Source organism: Pantoea sp. CTOTU49201, assembly GCF_032054795.1.
Classification (GTDB): Bacteria; Pseudomonadota; Gammaproteobacteria; order Enterobacterales; family Enterobacteriaceae; genus Pantoea; species Pantoea symbiotica.
In genome coordinates, this window is the sequence record NZ_DAMBSA010000033.1 from 1 (window position 1) to 20,009 (window position 20,009).

General features: G+C 55.8%; 18 protein-coding genes and 1 pseudogene. 11 read left to right on the top strand and 8 right to left on the bottom strand.

Annotation, left to right across the window (positions count from 1 at the left end):
• A pseudogene (locus RTY00_RS04215) lies at positions 1–414 on the bottom strand (alpha-glucosidase domain-containing protein); the annotation flags it as partial.
• A 15-nt stretch (positions 415–429) separates the two neighbouring features.
• On the bottom strand, positions 430–1,734 hold the full coding sequence (locus tag RTY00_RS04220) for an MFS transporter (RefSeq protein WP_061720092.1): 1,305 nt from the start codon (positions 1,732–1,734) through the stop codon (positions 430–432).
• A 230-nt stretch (positions 1,735–1,964) separates the two neighbouring features.
• On the opposite strand from RTY00_RS04220, the gene uxuA reads away from it, so the two are divergent.
• The 4 genes from uxuA (at position 1,965) to RTY00_RS04240 (ending at position 6,410) form a co-directional block, all read left to right on the top strand.
• A complete protein-coding gene (gene uxuA, locus RTY00_RS04225) occupies positions 1,965–3,158 on the top strand; it encodes a mannonate dehydratase (RefSeq protein ID WP_061720093.1) in 1,194 nt (397 codons plus the stop codon).
• The gene (uxaC, locus tag RTY00_RS04230) at positions 3,155–4,570 is read left to right on the top strand and encodes a glucuronate isomerase (protein WP_312663531.1); all 1,416 of its coding nucleotides are present in this window, start codon (positions 3,155–3,157) and stop codon (positions 4,568–4,570) included. The genes uxuA and uxaC overlap by 4 nt, the downstream gene beginning before the upstream one ends.
• 123 nt (positions 4,571–4,693) lie before the next feature.
• Positions 4,694–5,470, top strand: coding sequence for a Uxu operon transcriptional regulator (gene uxuR / locus RTY00_RS04235; protein WP_312663520.1), 777 nt, complete (start codon positions 4,694–4,696; stop codon positions 5,468–5,470).
• Positions 5,471–5,516: 46 nt separating this feature from the next.
• Positions 5,517–6,410, top strand: a complete 894-nt coding sequence (locus RTY00_RS04240; RefSeq protein WP_312663521.1) for a LysR family transcriptional regulator — start codon at positions 5,517–5,519, stop codon at positions 6,408–6,410.
• 108 nt (positions 6,411–6,518) lie between these two features.
• Here the strand turns inward: RTY00_RS04240 and RTY00_RS04245 are convergent, their stop codons facing one another.
• The 4 genes from RTY00_RS04245 to RTY00_RS04260 all read right to left on the bottom strand — a co-directional run bounded on the left by RTY00_RS04245 (position 6,519) and on the right by RTY00_RS04260 (position 11,451).
• Positions 6,519–7,901 (bottom strand): M24 family metallopeptidase, encoded by a 1,383-nt coding sequence (locus RTY00_RS04245; protein ID WP_312663522.1) that lies wholly within the window; start codon positions 7,899–7,901, stop codon positions 6,519–6,521.
• 590 nt (positions 7,902–8,491) lie between these two features.
• Entirely contained in the window at positions 8,492–9,784 is a 1,293-nt protein-coding gene (locus RTY00_RS04250) for a sorbosone dehydrogenase family protein (protein WP_312663523.1), read from the bottom strand.
• Positions 9,781–10,203: a DUF2231 domain-containing protein gene (locus RTY00_RS04255; protein WP_312663524.1), complete on the bottom strand. Its 423-nt coding sequence runs from the start codon at positions 10,201–10,203 to the stop codon at positions 9,781–9,783. Before RTY00_RS04255 ends, RTY00_RS04250 begins: the two co-directional genes overlap by 4 nt.
• Before the next feature lie 132 nt (positions 10,204–10,335).
• The gene (locus RTY00_RS04260; RefSeq protein ID WP_312663525.1) at positions 10,336–11,451 is read right to left on the bottom strand and encodes an ABC transporter substrate-binding protein; all 1,116 of its coding nucleotides are present in this window, start codon (positions 11,449–11,451) and stop codon (positions 10,336–10,338) included.
• A 323-nt stretch (positions 11,452–11,774) separates the two neighbouring features.
• Here RTY00_RS04260 and RTY00_RS04265 point away from each other — a divergent pair, with 323 nt between their 5' ends.
• The 6 genes from RTY00_RS04265 to RTY00_RS04290 are packed head-to-tail and all read left to right on the top strand — an operon-like array spanning position 11,775 to position 18,157.
• A complete protein-coding gene (locus tag RTY00_RS04265) occupies positions 11,775–12,929 on the top strand; it encodes a mandelate racemase family protein (RefSeq protein WP_312663526.1) in 1,155 nt (384 codons plus the stop codon).
• Between the two features lie 60 nt (positions 12,930–12,989).
• Entirely contained in the window at positions 12,990–14,621 is a 1,632-nt protein-coding gene (locus RTY00_RS04270) for an ABC transporter substrate-binding protein (RefSeq protein WP_312663527.1), read from the top strand.
• Positions 14,618–15,643: an ABC transporter permease gene (locus RTY00_RS04275; protein ID WP_008110051.1), complete on the top strand. Its 1,026-nt coding sequence runs from the start codon at positions 14,618–14,620 to the stop codon at positions 15,641–15,643. The genes RTY00_RS04270 and RTY00_RS04275 overlap by 4 nt, the downstream gene beginning before the upstream one ends.
• On the top strand, positions 15,640–16,545 hold the full coding sequence (locus tag RTY00_RS04280; RefSeq protein ID WP_061720102.1) for an ABC transporter permease: 906 nt from the start codon (positions 15,640–15,642) through the stop codon (positions 16,543–16,545). The genes RTY00_RS04275 and RTY00_RS04280 overlap by 4 nt, the downstream gene beginning before the upstream one ends.
• Positions 16,517–17,383, top strand: a complete 867-nt coding sequence (locus tag RTY00_RS04285; protein WP_312663528.1) for an ABC transporter ATP-binding protein — start codon at positions 16,517–16,519, stop codon at positions 17,381–17,383. Before RTY00_RS04280 ends, RTY00_RS04285 begins: the two co-directional genes overlap by 29 nt.
• 18 nt (positions 17,384–17,401) lie before the next feature.
• Entirely contained in the window at positions 17,402–18,157 is a 756-nt protein-coding gene (locus tag RTY00_RS04290) for an ABC transporter ATP-binding protein (protein ID WP_061720157.1), read from the top strand.
• Between the two features lie 68 nt (positions 18,158–18,225).
• On the opposite strand, the gene RTY00_RS04295 is transcribed toward RTY00_RS04290, so the two are convergent.
• The gene (locus tag RTY00_RS04295; protein ID WP_008110061.1) at positions 18,226–18,864 is read right to left on the bottom strand and encodes an RpiB/LacA/LacB family sugar-phosphate isomerase; all 639 of its coding nucleotides are present in this window, start codon (positions 18,862–18,864) and stop codon (positions 18,226–18,228) included.
• Between the two features lie 128 nt (positions 18,865–18,992).
• Between RTY00_RS04295 and RTY00_RS04300 the strand changes: the two genes are divergently transcribed.
• A complete protein-coding gene (locus tag RTY00_RS04300) occupies positions 18,993–19,322 on the top strand; it encodes a cupin domain-containing protein (protein ID WP_312663529.1) in 330 nt (109 codons plus the stop codon).
• A 34-nt stretch (positions 19,323–19,356) separates the two neighbouring features.
• Here RTY00_RS04300 and RTY00_RS04305 read toward each other — a convergent pair.
• On the bottom strand, positions 19,357–20,009 hold a 653-nt coding region (locus tag RTY00_RS04305; RefSeq protein WP_312663530.1), incomplete at its 5' end, for an acyltransferase.

Sequence of the window (20,009 nt, forward strand, 5' to 3'; positions counted from 1 at the left end):
CGCCACGCCGTCACCGTGCGCGTTGATTTGATAAGCACTGGTAGGACGGTCGCAGGTCAGCAGCTGCCATGCGCCGTGGCTGTCGCAATATTGCCACTCCAGCGCCAGCGGTTGATGGACGATCACCCGCAGCTTATCGGTGGCGACCACCAGCGTGTCGCCCTCTTCTTCCAGCGTGAACGATGGCAAGGCGAAGCCGGCCAGGCTGTCGCGCGGACGCCCTTCCCACGGCACATCGCTTTCAGGCGCGATGCTCCAGGTGCGGTCAAGGCTATACGCGCCCTGACGTTTTATAGCTACGCGGAACATGCCCGTTTCCAGCACGTACAGGCACAACGTATGTTTCCCATCGACGGTCAGCGCTACATGGTGCGCATCAGAGCCTGCTAGTGACCAATTCTTTAACGTTTTCATCGTTATCTACTCTTTTCAGGCGCGCTGTGCGCGACGTTCAGCAATAAAAGCAATCAGGAATACGGCGCCAATCAGGTCGAAGAAGCCCATGGCGACAAACAGCGGATTAAATCCAATGGTGTCGGCAGTAACGCCGATCAGCAGTGAAAACAGGAAGCTGGAGATCCACGCGAACGAGCCGCGCATGCCGTTAACCGTCGCCATTTGGCCTTTATCAAACTTCTCCACCACCAGCGCGCTCAGCATGCAGGAGATGATCTGATGACCGAAGCCACCAATTGAGATCAGCGCAATTGCCACATACGGATCTTTGGTCATCGCCACTGCGGCCAGAGACAGCATCAGGAACGCGCCGGTAACTGAACTGGCGACTACCGAGTTCACCTGGGTGAAGCCAAAAATTTTGGTGTAAAGGCGCGTCAGATAGCCGCTGGCGGCGCTGCCGAGGTCGGCGGCGAGGAACGGCAGCCAGGCGAACATGACGATCTGTTTCAGATCCATGCCGAGCTCTTTTGCCAGATAGAGCGGCACCCAGAAACTCAGTACGCCCCACGCCGGTTCGGCCATGAATGCCGGAATGGCAATGCCGTAGAAACGCTTGTTCTTCGATACGGTTTTCAACGCGGTAAAGAATGGCAGTTTCACTGCCGGTGGTTCGTTGTCCTGGCGGATGAAATCCAGTTCGGATTTCGACAAATTAGGGTGCTGATCAGGATCGCGATACAGCCACCACCACAGCAACACCCAACCGAGTGCCAGCGCGCCGGTGAACAGGAATGCGCCCTGCCAGCCGCCAAACGCCGCATGGGCAAAGTAGATAATCGGCGGTGCCAGCATAGCGCCGAGGGAGAATCCGACACCCGCCCAACCCGCGGCGATAGGACGCTCTTTTTTCGGGAACCATTCACCAATTACTTTGGCGTTGGCTGGCGTGGCAGCGGCTTCTGCGCTGCCCATCACAAAACGCAGAATCGCCAGATGCAGCCAACTGCCCGCTCCAGCATGGAATAAACAGGCAATGGCCCACACCGAGGCGCAGATCAGGAAGCCTACTTTCAGGCCAATCACATCAATCAACCAGCCACAAATCGGTTGGAAGAACGTATAGGCCAGCTGGAAGGCACCGACGATGTAGGAATATTGCTCGGTGGTGATGTTAAGGCTGTCTTTGAGCTCTGGGGCCAGCAGCCCTAACGAGTTACGGGTGATGTAATTGACCGTCACGCCGGCTAAGAACAGCACCAGCACCCACCAGCGCATATGGCGGAAGGTGCGTTTGGTGCCAGCGGCGGTTATCCCTGGATTTAAACTGCGGTTCATCTGATTCTCCGTTAGTGAGTCATTTCTAACCATCCGCCAGGAGTGAACCACAGTTGCGAAAAGTGGTCGCCAGCTTGATGTCGCAAATGTGATCTGGTTAACCAAAATCACTCACCAGGTTGACTTAACCGGACAAAGAGCAGAGTTTTAACCGCGAGTCGCGTGGTTAATGTTTGAAGTAACACGCTAGCAAAGAATATTGGTCAACCAATCGTGAGTGAGGTAACAACATGAAGCAGACCTGGCGCTGGTACGGCCCCAACGATCCTGTCTCTCTGGCCGATGCGCGCCAGGCGGGCGCAACCGGCATCGTCACCGCACTGCATCACATCCCCAACGGCGAAGTGTGGTCAGTCGACGAAATCATGCAGCGTAAAGCGCTGGTGGAAGCCGCAGGTTTGGTGTGGTCGGTGGTGGAAAGCGTGCCGATTCATGAAGAGATCAAAACTGGCAGCGGCCGCTGTCAGCACTGGATCAGCAACTATCAGCAGTCGCTACGCAATCTGGCGCAGTGCGGCATCAAAACCGTGTGCTACAACTTCATGCCGATCCTCGACTGGACGCGTACCGATCTCGAATATTTGCTGCCGGATGGCGCGAAAGCCCTGCGCTTTGATCAGATTGAGTTCGCGGTGTTTGAACTGCACATTCTGCAACGTCCCGGCGCGGAGCAGGATTACAGCGCCGAAGAGATCGCCCAGGCCGCTGAACGCTTTGCGACGATGAGTGAAGAGCACCGTAACCGCCTGATGCGTAACATCATCGCCGGTTTACCGGGCGCTGAGGAAGGTTACACGCTGGACCAATTCCGCGCCCAGCTGGCGCGTTATGAAGGCATCGGTAAAGCCGAACTGCGTGAGAATTTTGCCACCTTCCTGCGCGCCATTGTTGCGGTTGCCGAAGAAGTGGGCGTGCGCATGGCGGTGCATCCTGACGATCCGCCGCGCCCGATTCTTGGCTTACCGCGCATTGTTTCCAACGCTGATGATCTGCAGTGGATGATCGATACCGTCAGCAGTCCCGCCAACGGTTTCACCATGTGTACCGGCTCGTACGGCGTACTGGCAGAGAATGATTTAGCCGGCATGGTCAAACGCTTCGGCCCGCGCATCTACTTCGCGCATCTGCGTTCCACCAAACGGGAAGAAAACCCCAACAGCTTCCACGAGGCCGCACATTTGGGTGGCGATGTGGATATGTTTGCGGTGATCAAGGCGATTGCCGAAGAGGAACAGCGCCGTAAAGCTGCGGGCGAGGAAGATTTGATTCCAATGCGCCCCGACCACGGTCACCAGATGCTGGATGACCTGAAGAAGAAAACCAATCCTGGCTACTCGGCGATTGGTCGACTGAAAGGATTGGCTGAAATTCGCGGCGTCGAACTGGCGATCCACCGCGCCTATTTTGCTCAGGAAGCCCAATAATGCGCTTTATGGATGAAGATTTTCTGCTGCAGAGCGACATCGCGCGGCGTTTGTACCACGACTTCGCTGCGGACATGCCGATCTACGATTATCACTGTCACCTCAATCCGCAGGAGATTGCTGAAGATCGTCGCTTCGCCAACCTCGGCCAAATCTGGCTGGAAGGCGATCACTACAAATGGCGCGCGCTGCGTGCGGCGGGCGTGGATGAATCGTTAATTACCGGCAAGAACACCAGCGACTACGACAAGTATCTCGCGTGGGCGCAAACGGTGCCAAAAACCCTGGGTAACCCGCTCTATCACTGGACGCATCTTGAACTGCGTCGCCCGTTTGGCATCACCGATACGCTGTTTGGCCCGGACACCGCGCCTGCCATCTGGCAGCACTGCGCGGAACAGCTGGCGACGCCGGAATTTTCCGCGCGCGGCATCATGCGCCAGATGAAGGTGCGCATGGTGGGCACCACCGACGATCCGGTTGATTCGCTGCGCTATCACCGCCAAATCGCCGAAGACAGCAGCTTTGATATTGATGTTGCGCCGAGCTGGCGTCCGGACAAAGTCTTCAAAATCGAGCTGGAGGGTTTTGTCGACTATCTTGGTCGTCTGGAAGCCGCCGCCGATGTCGCCATCGACAGCTTCGATGCGTTACGCCGCGCGCTGTTACGACGCCTTGACCACTTCTCCGCTCAGGGTTGCCGCGCATCGGATCACGGTATCGAAACCCTGCGCTTTGCGCCGGTGCCTGAAGATAGCGTGCTCGATACAATTTTGGCGAAACGTCGCCGTGGCGATGTGCTGGATGAATTGGAAATCGCCCAGTTCAGTAGCGCAGTATTGGTGTGGCTCGGCAGCGAATATGCGCGGCGCGGCTGGGTGATGCAGCTGCACATCGGCGCGATCCGTAACAACAGCACGCGCATGTTCCGCCAGCTTGGGCCAGACAGCGGGTTTGATTCGATTGGCGATAACAATATTGCCTGGCCGCTGGCGCGCCTGCTGGATGCGATGGACCTCAACGATCAGCTGCCGAAAACCATTCTCTATTGCCTCAATCCACGCGATAACGAAGTGCTGGCCACCATGGCGGGCAACTTCCAGGGCGCGGGTATCGCTGGCAAAGTGCAGTTTGGCTCCGGCTGGTGGTTCAACGATCAGCGCGACGGCATGCTGCGTCAGCTCGAACAGCTTTCACAAATCGGCTTACTCAGCCAGTTTGTTGGCATGCTGACCGATTCGCGCAGTTTCCTTTCCTACACGCGCCACGAATACTTCCGCCGTATTCTGTGCAATCTGCTGGCGCAGTGGGTGAAAGATGGCATTGTGCCGCATGATGAGCCGATGCTCGGCAGCATGCTGCGCGACATTTGCTTCAATAATGCCGAACGCTATTTCGCACTTAACGCTTAGTCATTAAGGCCTGGTACTGCACGTCGTGACCAGGCCGATTCTTATTCGCTATGCTATAGTGCGCGTCTCTGAGTGAGGCTGTATCAGAGGTTGTGAATCCTTTAACACACAGAAAAGAGCACGATGAAAACTCAAACTTCAGCACAGCGCCCTTATCAGGAAGTCGGGGAAATGCTCCGCCAGATGATCACCCAGAAGCAATATGCGGTGGGCGAACGTCTGCCGCCGGAGCGCGAACTCGCCGCGCTGCTGGACGTCACGCGCACGCTGGTGCGTGAAGCGCTGATCATGCTGGAGCTGGAAGGATTAATCGAGGTGCGTCGCGGTGCGGGCATCTACGTGATTCACGACTCGCCGCAACAACCCGTTTCGCTTCACAAGGTCAGCAACGATGCCGGACCGTTTGAGATGTTGCAGGCGCGCCAGCTGCTGGAGAGCAATATCGCTGAGTTTGCCGCGCTGCAAGCCACGCGTGAAGACATCATGAAGATGCGCCAGGCGCTGGAGCTGGAAGAGAAAGAGCTGGCTTCCGGTGCGGTCAACCAAAGTGAAAACGGCGATCGTGATTTCCATCTGGCGATTGCCGAAGCTACGCACAACAGTATGCTGGTTGAGCTGTTTAAGCAATCCTGGCAATGGCGTGAAGATAACGTGATGTGGAGCCAACTGCATCGCCATCTGGTCAACAACAATTACCGCAAACAGTGGCTCGACGATCACAAAAAGATCCTCGCGACGCTGATCAAAAAAGACGCGCGCGCCGCCAAACTGGCGATGTGGCAACATCTGGAAAACGTCAAGCAACGGCTGCTGGAGTTCTCAGACGTTGATGATATCGATTTCGACGGCTATCTGTTTGAATCCTGGCCGCTGTACGCCACCCATAATCCGCCTAACTAATTTGCGTTTCCTCTTTTGACGCCACGACAGTAATAAGGTCAACCACATGCTGCGGGAAAACTTCAACGACCTGATCTATTTAGTGATGGTGGCACGCGAATGTAGCTTCACACGCGCGGCGGCCAAATTAGGCGTGTCGCAATCGGCGCTAAGCCACTCGATCCGCGGTCTTGAAGAGCGATTAAATACGCGTTTATTAACGCGCACCACGCGCAGCGTCGCGCCAACCGAAGCCGGTGAAAACCTGATTCAAAGTGTGGCACCGATGATGGCCGATATTGAGAAAGCCCTGCTGCAACTAGCCGATAATCAGGGCAAGCCGTCGGGGAATATTCGTATTACCGCGGGTGAACATGCGTTGTCTTCCACATTGTGGCCGCTGCTCAAACCGTTTCTGCAAGCCTATCCGGAAGTGAATGTTGAACTTTCTGTCGATAACACCTTAACGGATATCGTCAGCGGACGTTTCGATGCCGGCGTGCGACTCGGCGAGAGCATTGAGAAAGATATGGTGGCGGTGCGAATCGGCCCTGACTGGAAAATGGTAACCGTTGCATCGCCTGACTATTTGCAAAAACACGGCATTCCCACCACGCCCTACGAATTGCAGAATCACAACTGCATTAATATGCGCCTTCCTACGCTGGGAGGATTATATAGCTGGGAGTTCAGTAAAGATGGCAAAGATATTCGCGTTAAAGTTGAAGGGCAGCTGATATTTAATAATCTGGCTTCGCGTATCGATGCGGTGCTGTCCGGCATGGGCATAGCCCATGTACCCGAGGATACCGTTAAACAGCACATCGCCAAAGGCGAACTGCAATGCCTGCTTGAAGACTGGAGCGAACCCTTTAGCGGATATTATCTCTATTATCCGAGCCGTAAACAGCACACCGCCGCGTTTGAGAAATTGATTGAAGCCATTAAATACAAGGGCTGAAAGTTCAGCATCTATGGCGTAATGCTTTGGTCACCATAAATGGCGACCCTACGGCGATATAGCACGATTTTGTAGGGTCGCCATTCATGGCGACCTCAGCGAATAACATTAACTCACCACGCTCAACGCCAAATCCTTCGCCAAAAAGAACGGCCTTAAATACGCCACGCTATTCGACAGCGGCAAGATTTCATCGCTGAGCTGAATGCCGATGGTTTCTCGTAAATAACGGCGGCGGGTTTCGATGCGCTGCCACAGCGCCGGATATTGATTGCGGATGTCGCTTTGCAGCGCCGTATCAGCCAGCAGCACGCACTCTTCGGCGCTGGCACCGTTGTAGCCCGGCACAGAAGGGATGATATCAATTTGCAGCATCATGCCGCTTTTGAGCACTTCGGTGGAATGGTGATAAATCGGCGAAGACATCCACTCTTCATCAGCTACCAGATGTCCCGGATTGAGATGCCAGCCGAAGTGCTCTTTCGGCAACACCTGCTCGATAAGCTGATACAGCGCCCCGCCGCTCATGCCGCAGCGAATATTTTCCAGCCACGCCACCACCGCCGAGAAATAGGGTTTGGCGATGCGATCCAGATAATCTTGCTGAGCTGACGGCAGTTCGCTTTGCTCGGCAATAACAAAACCGCTGCGGCTGGAGAGCCCGCCTTTGAAAGCGGTGGTCAGCGAGAGCGGATCGCCGCGCTGCACTTCTTTGTAAGTCGGATAAAGATTCGCCTTGTCGAAACGGCTGCCGGTCGCGGCGATGGTCACCACCGTGTTGCATTGCCCTTCCGCCTGAAGTAACGCGCCCAACTCGGTTTCACGCACGCCCACCTCGATGGCATTCAGCGCGTCCAGCATGCAATTTGATGCGAGGTTTGCGCCATATTCGTAATGCGCGATTTCATTGGCATTGCAGGTGGTGCGCGCGCCGTTATCGCCAATAAATAAGTGGATGGCATTTTCTAACATGGCGTTATCGCTGAGCGTGCGCTGGATGGCGTCGACAATAAAGTACGGCAAATCAAACATAGCGCGCCCATTGCCCGCGGCGGGCGTAAACATCTTCCAGCCTACCAGCCCGACTTTATCGCCGTTGGCTAAGCCAGCGTCTTTGAACAGGCTTTCCAGCGGCGCTTCATTGTCCATGGGCTGATTGGGCAACGAAAAGTATGGTGTGTGCAGCAGTACGGCCGGTGTGCGTGAAAAACGCGCCATTTTGAGGTTTTCGTTGCCCAGTACCAGCGTGCAATCCCCGGACTGATTCAGCAGCAGCAATCCTTCTTCGAAACGCGGGATAAATCCGGTGAGATATTCGAAATTGCTGCCGTGTTCCTTGTCGGCGTAGATCACCAGCCAGTCAAAACCCTCGCGCTGCATGCCCGCCAGCAGCGCATTTTTACGCGCCTGCAGCGTGTCATCGGTGAGAAAAACCGGTTCCACGTCGCTGAACTTCACCGGCGCGCAAATCGGCCCAAATGTGATTGCCATGATGCACTTCCTCGCATTACAGAATGAGATGAGGATAGTAGCGTTTTTAGCGCAGCGGACTTTGATCCACGCGAAAAAAGGCGGAGGGGTGAGCTCCGCCTTGTCTCAAGTTCCGATCAGTGTGCCTGACCGGTCAGTTGCATAAGGGCAACGATGATTTGAAGAATGATGCGGACGATGTCCAGCAGCAATCGAACAAGTTCCATCACTTTCCTTCTCCTCTGAGAGGAGCGCGCCTTTCAGCTGCCGGGGCTTTGACTCCACCCGCCGACCGCCTAAGCACAATTGTGAGGAGTGCTGAGCGGCTCTCATTGTAAAAGCCACAGGCCAGCACCACCTGAAACCTGCCGGGATTTAACTATCCGCGCCCCTGGAGTCATCAGAAAAAAAATGAGGCTTCGCTCGTCACTCAACACCTGTATAACCATACAGTATTATGGCAAAACTTGAAATATATCGCTGCACATTTTATTATCGCTTTTGTGAGGAGTGCTGAGCACCCCGTTCGCGGCGCGGTTACCAGCCGGTTAGCGAACATAAAAAAAAGGATTTGGTGTTAAGCCAAATCCTTTTTTATTGCCTTCGATTGATTATCTTGCGGAACTGATACGCCAAATGGTATTTCCCGCATCATCGGCAATCAACACGCCGCCCTGCTGATCGGTGGCTAAACCCACCGGCAAACCGCGCACCTGCTTCTGGTCGTCGGTGAGGAAACCGGTCACCACCGGCTGTGGCTGCCCTACCGGTTTACCGTTCTCGAATTTAACCCACACCACCTGATAGCCGTTGAGCGGCGTGCGGTTCCAGCTGCCGTGTTCGCTGATAAACGCGCCACCGCGATACTGCGGCATATTATCCGCGCCGTAGAACAACAGGCCAAGCGGTGCAACGTGTGAGCTCAGGGCGTAATCCGGTTTGATCGCCTTCTCCACCAGATCCGGCCTTTGCGGCTGCGCGCGTTCATCGACATGTTGACCATAATAGCTGTACGGCCAGCCATAGAAGCCTTTGTCCTGCACCGACGTCAGGTAATCCGGCACTAAATCCGAACCGATCTCATCGCGTTCATTGACGACAGCCCACAACTTGCCGCTCTGCGGTTCCCACTGCAATCCGGTTGGATTGCGTAGGCCGCTGGCATAAATTCGGCTGGCACCGCTGGCCGCATCCACTTCCAGCACCGCCGCACGGCGATACTCTTCGCCAATGCCGTTTTCCGTCACGTTACTGTTCGAACCCACGCCAACATACAGCTTGCTGCCGTCGGGGCTGGCGAGAAGCGATTTGGTCCAGTGATGGTTAATCGGCCCGCCCGGCAGTTCGGTCACTTCCACCGGCGGCGTGCGGATCTCGGTTTGCCCGGTTTCATACGGAAATTTCACCAAACTATCGGCATTCGCCACATATAAGGTGTTGCCCACCAGCTGCATGCCAAACGGTGCGGTCAGATTTTCGATGAAGCGATGTTGCTCCCATTTACCGTTAACGTTACGCAACAAGGTGATGCGATTACCGCCCGCGCCGCCTTTGCCGGACGCTTTCTGCACCAGTCCCATGATCAACTCTTTGGGCGCGCTGATGGTTTTAGCCATGCCATTGGATTCCGCCACCAGCACGTCATTGTTCGGCAGCACCAACACCTGACGCGGATGCTGCAGATTTTCGGCGATCTTTTCGATCTTCAGCCCATCCGCCACTTTCGGCATTTCACCGGCTTTCCACGGCGTACCTTCCGGCACCTGCATCGGCGGCATAAAGAAGTTCTGCGCCTGCGGCAGTTCAGGATTTGGACCAATTTGCTTTTGAGGATCGATCAGCGCCCCGTCGTCACAGGCGCTGAGCAGCATCGCGATGGCTACCGCGCTGAGTAAGCGTTTCATACGCGACCTCCTTGCGTGCGACGTTCGCGTAATACCAGCTGCACGTTAGCGATCAGCAGCAGCGCTACCACCAACGTCGACAGCGTCACGCCAAGTGGCACCACCGCGTACGCATCGCGACTGTGAATAAAGGCATTAACCACCACCAGTACGATTGCCAGCAGCGACAGCCAGAAATGGGTTTTCTCATTTGGCCGCGCGCCACGGAATAAATAAACCAAACTGATTAATCGTGGCAGGATAGCCAGCACCAGACCAATGGTGATCAGCCAGCTGGCCGATTTGGTCCACATGATGACGAAGGTTTGCAAATAGAGGATATCGAAAAACCAGGCGGCAACAAAAAAGCCCAGCGGCAACGGTTCCAGCAGCGTATACAACGTCACACCGAACACCGATCTTCCTGAGGTATGAAACATTACTCTCTCCCTTTTACCGTATTAACATCAGATGGTGCACGCGTTTCGCTTTTCTGAAACAACGCGCCACCACCTGTGAAATATTAGTAAAGATAAACAGTAACGTTTAACACTTATCTAACACGTTCAAACTTAAGACTTATCTGCCGGCAGGCTTACCCAATAACCCGGCTGATACGGCAATGGCAGGAACTTTTCGTGGAACTCACGGAACGTGGCGTCCGGATCGAGATCGGCAAACAGTTCAGGATGCAGCCACTTCGCCAGCGCCTGAATCGCGACAAACTGGTACGGGCTGTCGTAGAACTGATGCCAGATGGCATGCGCGTTACCGTTATGCGCTACCGGCAACGTTTTGAAGGCATCACGCATCATCAGCAGCTGCAAACGCGCTGTCGCTTCTTTCACATCTGCACCGGGACCCACGCCGACCCATTTGCCAACGGTGTTGTAGTTTTTCCAGTTGGCACCGGTTACCACCACCACATCCGGGCGGCTGGCGATGATCTGCTCTGGATTAAGCGTGCCGAAGGTGCCTGGAATCAGGTCTTTGGCAATATTGCTGCCGCCCGCCAGTTCCACCATCTGACCAAAGTTCTCGTTACCAAACGACATGCAGCACTCGTCGGTATAGCCGCCGGCGCGATCAATCATCACTTTCGGACGCGTACCGTTAAAGTTCTTCAGGCGATCGGTCACCTTTGCGATTTGCGCACGACGGAACGCCACGATCTCTTCGGCGCGCTGCGGATTGTTGACCAGCTCGCCCATGATGCGAATGCTTTGCTCAGCATGTTCCATCGGCTTCTCGCGGAAGTCGATAAACACCACCGGCACGCCCACCGCTTGCAACTTCTCGATCAGCTTGCCTTCGTCGGTCGCGGCTTTGGATTCGAGGTTCATCAGCACCAAATCCGGCTTCAGCGTCAGCGCCTGCTCGACGTTAAAGGTGCCATCTTTCGCGCCACCAAAGGTCGGCAGCTTTTTGATCTGCGGATATTTCTTTTCATACGCCATATAGCCGTCGTAATCGGCTTTATGGAAATCGTCGCGCCAGCCCACCACGCGCTGGAACGGCGCAGCGGTATCAAACGCCGCCAGCAGATACATCTGGCGCCCTTCGCCGAGAATAATGCGTTTGGATTCTTCTTTGACTTCAACCTGTCGTCCAGCCACATCGGTAATCGTTTTAGCAGAAGCGTGACTCGCCACCGCCAGTAACCCCAGTGCAAACAGCCATTTTTTCATTTGATCTACCCGGAATGATAATGATTATTATTAAAATTTCGCGGCGTCACTATTACCTGGCTGACAGCAAATGAAAAGCCCCGGAGACACATTTTTTTACATTCCCCCAGCGATTTCTCACTGTGCAATCGCTCACAAAATGCCCTTCATTCGTGAAAAACCTCACAGCGCACCGGGCAAATGCCCAATTAATCGCCGCGCTATCCCGCGCTTTGGCTAATGCGTAAACAAAATGTGAACGCTAAATTACAAAATGAAACGGCGTTTTATTTTTTATGTTAATGCCCAGCTGGGCAAGCTACCGAGTTGAAGGAGGAGTTACCGTGAAGATCAGTGCCATTGATGTCACCCTGTTTAGCTACCCTACGCGCCGCGTCTCTGACAGCGCCGGACATTCGCATCCCGGCGCAGAGACTGACGCGCAAATGGCGCTGCTGACCATCACCAGCGAAGATGGCGATTGCGGCTACGCCTTCGCCCCGGCCGAAGTGATTCGTCCGCACGTGGTGAACGCCTTCTTCCGCAAAGTGCTGATTGGGCAAAATGCCTTTGATCGCGAACGTCTGTGGCAGGATCTGGTGCACTGGCAGCGCGGTAGCGCCCATCAACTCACCGAACGCGCGTTATCGGCAGTGGAACAGGCGCTGTGGGATTTGATTGGCCGCAAACTCAAGCAGCCAGTGCATAAGTTGCTAGGCGGCTATCGCGAGAAAATTCCTGCTTACGGCAGCACCATGTGTGGCGATGAGCTGGAAGGCGGATTATCCACGCCCGATGAATATGCGCGGTTTGCCGAAAAGCTGGTGGCGCGCGGTTATCAGGCCATCAAACTGCACACCTGGATGCCGCCGGTGTCGTTCGCGCCAAGTCCACAAATGGATATCAAAGCCTGCGCAGCGGTGCGCGAAGCGGTTGGTCAAGACATCGCCCTGATGCTCGACGGCTATCACTGGTACAGCCGCAGCGATGCGCTCACCATCGGCAAAGCGCTGGAAAAACTCAATTTCGCCTGGTTCGAAGAGCCGATGGAAGAAGAAAGCATGGCGTCGTACGCGTGGCTGGCGGAAAACCTCAGCATTGACGTGCTCGGCCCGGAAAGTCTCGGCGGTAAACACCACAGCCGCGCCGATTGGGTGCGTGCCGGTGCCTGCGACATTCTGCGCGCTGGTGCGAACGGTGTCGGAGGCATCTCCGCCACCATGAAGGTCGCCAGCCTGGCCGAAGCCTTCGGTATGGATTGCGAAGTGCACGGCAACGGCGCCGCCAGCATCGCGGTGGTTGGCGCCATCCGCAACTGCCGCTGGTACGAACGCGGTCTGCTGCATCCGTTCCTTGATTACGAACAGCCGCCGGCCTATCTCAACGCGCTGGTTGATCCGATGGATGCCGACGGTTTTGTGCATCTGCCAACGCGCCCTGGACTTGGGGAGGACATCAATTTCGCGTGGATTGAGACGCACACGCTAAATCGCTGGTAAGCGCCCAACACAAGCAGTACGGCAAAAAACTATAAACCTCTGACCTGCTGGACTTTGCTTATGAACCTGATGAACCCCTGCAGAGCGTGGTGCGCCGCGCTGCTGCTGCTCACCTGTAGCCCGTCGCTACTGGCGTCCACGCCAGACGACCAGCTTATTGTGGGCATGAACATGAACAACTTACTCACGCTCGATCCCGCCGCCATGACCGGCAACGAAGTGGTCGGCATTGTCGTCAATCTCTATGACGGTTTAGTCGAGTTAGATCCGCAACAGCTCACCAACGTGCGCCCGGCGCTGGCAGAGCGCTGGGAAATCAGCCCCGACAACCGTCAACTCACCTTCCACTTGCGTGACAATGTCACCTTCCACTCGGGCAATGCGCTGAGTAGCGCCGATGTGATCTGGTCGATGCGCCGCGTGCTGCACCTGAATCTGGCGCAGGCGTCGGTGTGGAAATCTTACGGCTTTAGCAAAGAGAACGTGGATCAGATGATCACCGCGCCGGACGCGCGTACGGTGGTGATTCGCCTGCCCAAACCTAACGATCCCAAGCTGGTGCTCTACTCGCTGGCAGCGCTCGGTAGCATGGTGGTGCTCGACAGTAAAACCGTGCAGGCGCAGGCGGTGAATAACGATTGGGGCAATCGCTGGCTCACCACCCACGAAGCGGGTTCCGGGCCGTTTCGCCTGGATGTGTGGCAGGCCAAAGATGTGCTGCGCATCAGCCGCGATGCCAGTTACTGGCGCGGTGCGCCGAAGTTGACGCGCGTGGTGTTCCGTCATCTGCAGGAGTCGCAAACCTTGCGCCTGATGATGGAAAAAGGCGATCTTGATATCGCCAGCAATATGGCGATCCCCGACGTGAAAGCGCTGCGCCACGATCCCGATCTCACCATCGACGCGGTACAAAAAGGCACGATCTATTACCTGGCGATGAGCATGAAAGACGATCACTTCGCCAATCCTCAGGTGCGCGAAGCGCTGCGTTATCTGGTGGATTATCAGGGAATTAACAAAACGCTGATGGCCGGTTACGGCACGCTGCATCAGCGGCCGATTCAATCCGGCATGCCGGCGACGCTGCCCGATCCGGGCTACAAGCTGGATGTGCCACGCGCCAAAGCGCTGCTGGCCGCCGCCGGTTATCCCAACGGTTTTGATACCACGCTGCGCGTGCTGGCCGATCAGCCGTTCCTTAATGTCGCCATTGCGATTCAGTCCACGCTGATGCAGGGCGGCATTCGCGCCAAAATCATCACCGGCACCGGCAACCAGATTTACGGTGCGATGCGCGAACGTCAGTTCAACCTGCTGGTGGGACGCGGCGGCAGCGGCGTGGAGCCGCATCCGCACTCCAGCCTGCGCGCGCTGGTGTATAACCCGAATAATGCCGATAGCGCGCGACTGACCAATTTTCAGGGCTGGCGCACCGGTTTTTATGACGCGCAGCTGAACAGCATGATCGATAAAGCGTTGCTGGAGCGCGATGTTAAACAGCAGCAGCAGGATTACTTCGCTATCCAGCAGCGTTACGATCAGCTGATTCCGGCGCTGATGCCGATCTCGCAAATGACCGATTCGGTGGTGGTGAACAATCGCGTACAGGATTACGTGCCGCATCCGTCGGCCACAACTTTCCTGCGTGACGTATGGAAAACGCCAGACAGCCTGGCGGGAGGTGCGCAATGAAGCTAACAAAAAGCCACTGGCGACGCCTGCGTAGCCGCAGCGTGCAGGTCGCGATCACGCTGTTTGGCCTGCTGTTGCTGACTTTCTTTATTGGTCGCGTCATGCCGCTCGATCCGGTACTGGCGATTGTCGGTCCGGATGCCGATCACAATACTTATCAGCAGGTTTATCACCAACTCGGCTTCGATAAACCGCTGTGGGTGCAGTTTGGTATCTATCTGCAAGGCCTGCTGCACGGCAACCTTGGGCTGGCGCTGCTGACCGGACAACCGGTGATCAACGATATCCTGCGCGTCTTCCCGGCCACGGTGGAACTGGCGACGCTGGCGATTGTGATTGGTACCGGCCTCGGCGTCCCGCTGGGCGTGTGGGCCGCCGCGCGGCGCAACAGCGTGATTGACTATCTGGTGCGCATCATCAGCCTTGCGGGTTACTCCACGCCGATCTTCTGGGTAGGTATGGTTGGCTTGCTGCTGTTTTATGCCCATCTCGGCTGGGTTGGCGGCGCGGGGCGTGTCGATTTCAGTCTCGATGGCATTGTGCCGCGCCGCACCGGTTTTTTGCTGATAGACGCCTTGCTGGTGGGCAACTTCACGGTGTTCAGCAATGCGCTGAATCATCTGATTCTGCCCGCGTCGCTACTCGGCTTTCACTCGCTGGCTTACATCAGCCGCATGACGCGCAGCTTCATGCTGGCGCAGCTGTCGCAGGAGTTCATTTTGACCGCGCGGGTGAAAGGCCTCAGCGAATGGCAGGTGATTTGGCAGCACGCGTTCCGCAATATTCTGGTGCAGCTGCTGACGGTGGTGGCGCTGGCATACGGCTCGTTGCTGGAAGGCGCGGTGCTGATTGAAACCGTGTTCTCGTGGCCCGGTTTTGGTTCCTATCTCACCGGCAGTTTGATGCTCGGCGATATGAATGCGGTGATGGGCTGCGTGCTGGTGGTCGGCCTGATTTTCGTGCTGCTCAATCTTCTCTCTGACCTGCTCTATCAGGTGTTCGATCCGAGGACCAAAGTATGACGATTTCTCTCGATACGCCGTTAGCCAGCCAGACGCGCGAACGGCTGGCGCGCTGTCGCCGCACCGGCGCACGTATCGGCCATTTTCTCTGGCAGATGGCGCGCAACCCGTTAACCGCGATTGGCGGCGGCATTATTTTGCTGCTGCTGATAGTGGCGCTGTTCGCACCGTGGATCGCGCCCTACCATCCGCTGATTCAGGATCTCAACAATGCACTGACGCCGCCCAACGCGCAGCACTGGTTTGGCACCGATGAGTTTGGTCGCGACATTTTTAGCCGTCTGGTGTGGGGCGCGCGCATCACGCTGTATATCGTGCTGCTGGTGTCGATCACCGTTGGCCCGCTGGGCTTGCTGCTCGGCGTCACCGCCGGTTACTTCGGCGGCAAAGTCGATAGCGTATTGATGCGCGTCACCGATATCTTCATCTCCTTCCCGAGCCTGGTGCTGGCGCTGGCGTTTGTCGCCGCGCTCGGTCCGGGACTGGAGCATGTGGTGATCGCCATTACCCTCACCGCCTGGCCGCCGATTGCGCGACTGGCGCGTGCCGAAGCGCTGTCGCTGCGCCAGGCCGACTTTGTCTCCGCGGTGCGCTTACAGGGCGCCTCTTCACTGCGCATTCTGTGGAAGCACATTGTGCCGCTGTGCCTGCCGTCGGTGATCATTCGCATCACCATGAATATGGCGGGCATCATCCTGACCGCTGCCGGACTCGGTTTTCTCGGCTTGGGCGCGCAGCCACCGGATCCGGAATGGGGTGCGATGATCGCCAGCGGCCGCACTTACATGCTGGAGTGTTGGTGGGTGGTGACGGTGCCGGGTCTGGCGATTCTGATCAACAGCTTAGCGTTCAACTTCTTAGGAGATGGCTTACGTGACATCCTTGATCCCCGCAGCGAATAGCGCTGCACCGTTGCTCGACGTGCAGGATTTACAGGTCAATTTCGTCAATGGCCGACTGGTGACGCCCGCCGTGCGCGGCATCTCCTTCCAGTTGGGCAAGGAGAAACTGGCGATTGTCGGCGAATCCGGTTCCGGCAAATCCACCGTAGGCCGCGCGCTGTTACAGCTGCATCCGCGCAGCGCACAGGTCACGGCGCAGCGCATGCAGTTTGGTGACGTGGATCTGCTGCGCGCCACGCCAGCCCAGATGCGCTCCATTCGCGGCAAGCGCATCTCAATGATTATGCAGGACCCGAAATACTCGCTGAATCCGGTGGTGCGCGTGGGCGAGCAGATTGCCGAAGCCTGGCGCAGTCATCATCCCGGCCAGCGCGAGGTTGCGCGGCAGCGAGCGATGGAGATGCTTGAAGTGGTACAGGTGCGCGATCCGGGCCGCATCTATCAATGTTATCCGCACGAGATTTCCGGCGGTCAGGGCCAGCGCGTGATGATCGCCATGATGCTGATTACCGATCCTGAACTGTTGATTGCCGATGAGCCCACTTCGGCGCTGGACGTTTCGGTGCGTTTGCAGGTGCTGGCGCTGCTGGACGATTTGGTTAAACAGCGCGGTCTGGGGCTGATTTTTATCAGTCACGACATCAATCTGGTGCGGCGCTTCTGTGACCGCGTATTGGTGATGTATGCCGGACGTGTGGTGGAATCGCTGGCCGCCAGCGAGCTCGACCAGGCGCAGCATCCTTACACGCAAGGCTTACTCGCCGCGCTACCGGATATGGATCAACGTCGCGCCCGTCTGCCGGTGCTGCAACGTCAGGCCAGCTGGCTGCAACCCTAAGGAGCAATGATGAGCGAGATGATCCGCGTAAGTAATCTCAACCTCAGTTTCGGTGAGGAGGAGCGGCGTAATCAGGTGCTGTTCGACGTTAATTTGTCGATTCGCGAGGGTGAAATTTTTGGTCTGGTCGGCGAGTCGGGATCGGGTAAAACCACGGTACTCAAATGCCTTGCCGGGCTGTTTACTCACTGGCACGGTGAGCTGGCGATTGATGGCGTGCCGCTCGAACATCGTATCGCCCGCGAGCGCTGCCGCAGCGTGCAGATGGTGTTTCAGGATCCGTACGGATCGCTGCATCCGCGTCACACCATCGGCGATATTCTTGAGGAGCCGCTGCAGATTCACGGCATCGGCCAGCGCCAGCAGCGCGTCATCGCCATGCTGGAGAAGGTCGGCCTCAATCGCGCGTGGCAAACCCGTTATCCGCACCAACTGTCTGGCGGCCAGCGCCAGCGCGTAGCCATCGCCCGCGCACTGATCCTCGAACCGCGCGTGCTGCTGCTGGATGAACCAACCTCGGCGCTGGATGTGTCGGTGCAAGCGGAGATCCTCAATCTGCTCAGCGATTTGCAGCAGCAGGAGAAGCTAACCTATTTGATGGTGACGCACGATCTCGGCGTGGTGGCGCATCTGTGCCATCGCGTGGCGGTGATGCAGCACGGTAAAGTGCTGGAGACGCTGGATGTCGATGCGCTGGTGCACAATCGCGCGCAGGTGGCCTATACGCAGATGTTGGTGGATGCGAGCCGGCAGGATAACGGGGTTTTGGCGTAGGGTCGCCATTTATGGCGACCACTTTACCAGGTGCGCATGAATGCGCACCCTACGTAAAATCCAGGAAATTACTGCGTCAGTTCACGCACAAAACCCACGATCTCCTGATTCTGCCCATGTTCAAACAGGCAATGCTGCAAACGCGGGCCGCTCACTGCGGTCTTCACTAGTTCAGGATCGATGGCGCGCAGTGAATCGAGGTAATTCTCTTTGAGCAGTGCTGCTTTCACTTCATTCAGGATACCTGCGTTGCGCACCTGGGGTTCTTTGCGCTCAGGCGGATAACCGTGCCCTTTTTCGCCGGTGAAGGCTTTTTCGAAGATAAAGCGCAGGTTCAGTTCCGCGCCCCAGCCGAAGCCTTTGGCGAACGGCAGCGACAGCGCATTGCCGTTGTTGATTTGCGCAAACAGATAGGCATCCGCCGGATCGATGCAGTAGCCGCACACCACGCCGGGATGCAGGTTCAGCGACATCAGCGCGCCCTGGCCGGTGCCGCAACCGGCAACGACGAAGTCCACCGCTTTGCTGTTAAGCAGTACGTTGGCCATGATGCCGAGGTGAATATAAGTAAGATGGTGATCCTGTTCGTCGCTCATACCGACGTTAAACACCTGATGCCCGAGCGGTTGCGCCACAGACTGAAGCTCTTTCAATACCGTTGCGTTCTTCGCAGCCTGGCTGTTTTCCATCATCAAAGCGATTTTCATGATCCATCCTCAGATTAAATTGAAACACCGTTTCATTTTAATCAAAGTTCGGTAAAATGCAGCCTTTAAATGCCTTTTTGACTGTGAGTTAAGTCACACATTGACGATGCAACCTGCAAGGAGAAACCATGTTTATCTATAAAGGCGCAACCCAACTGGACGATTTAGGCAATGGCGTGACGCGCCGCATTCTGGCGCACGGCGGCACCATGATGGCGGTGGAAGTCACCTTTGAGCAGGATGCTGTTGGTCCGCTGCATCATCATCCGCATGAGCAGCTCACCTACGTGCTATCCGGACGTTTTGCCTTCACCATTGATGGCGTAACCAAAGAAGTCAGCGCCGGCGATACGCTTTATAAAGCGCCGAATATTGTGCACGGCTGCGTGTGTCTGGAAGCGGGCGTATTGCTGGATACCTTTACGCCGCAGCGCGAGGATTTTCTGGCGGCACCGTAACGTGCCACCGATTAACTGTTACAGATGTCAGCTTTCAGGATGATTTTTTATAAAAAATATTAAGTATTTTTTTATATATTGGAATTTTTATCGGCTGATATCTGGAACACCACATTCGCGCTTTCTCTTTATCTTTTTCTAGCTGACTCCTGCTCCACATCATCCCTTCAATATTTTCCCTCATCGCTGGAACCCCCGCTAATAATGAGTATCGGCGACATGATTTTGTGACTACGGCACCTTCGGCAACAATTGAGCATGCGCCTACTTTCACATTTTTAAGAATTATAGCGCCTTGTCCAATCCAGCAGTGTGGTTCGATAATAACAGGGCGGAGGGGTTCATTGACTTGTAAGCCTGAACCTAACGAAAAAACCGGCCTCCCATCTGCTGCACGTAAAGTCACTGAAGATGAAAATATGCAATCATCCCCGATAACAATCATTTTTTCGTCAATGGATGAGTGATGTCCCGTAGTCCATTTGTTGCCTGGCATTAACGTAACATCATTTCCTATTATCAACGCATCTCTTTTGCCACAAATTGATATGTTGCTTTTTTTAAAATTACATCGATCACCAATGTAAATAAGACAATTGCCAGATAGAATTGAGATGGTCGTATTGACACTTTTAATGTTCTCACCAATAAAAATGTGGCAATTTACTACTCCGCCTGCAAATGAGA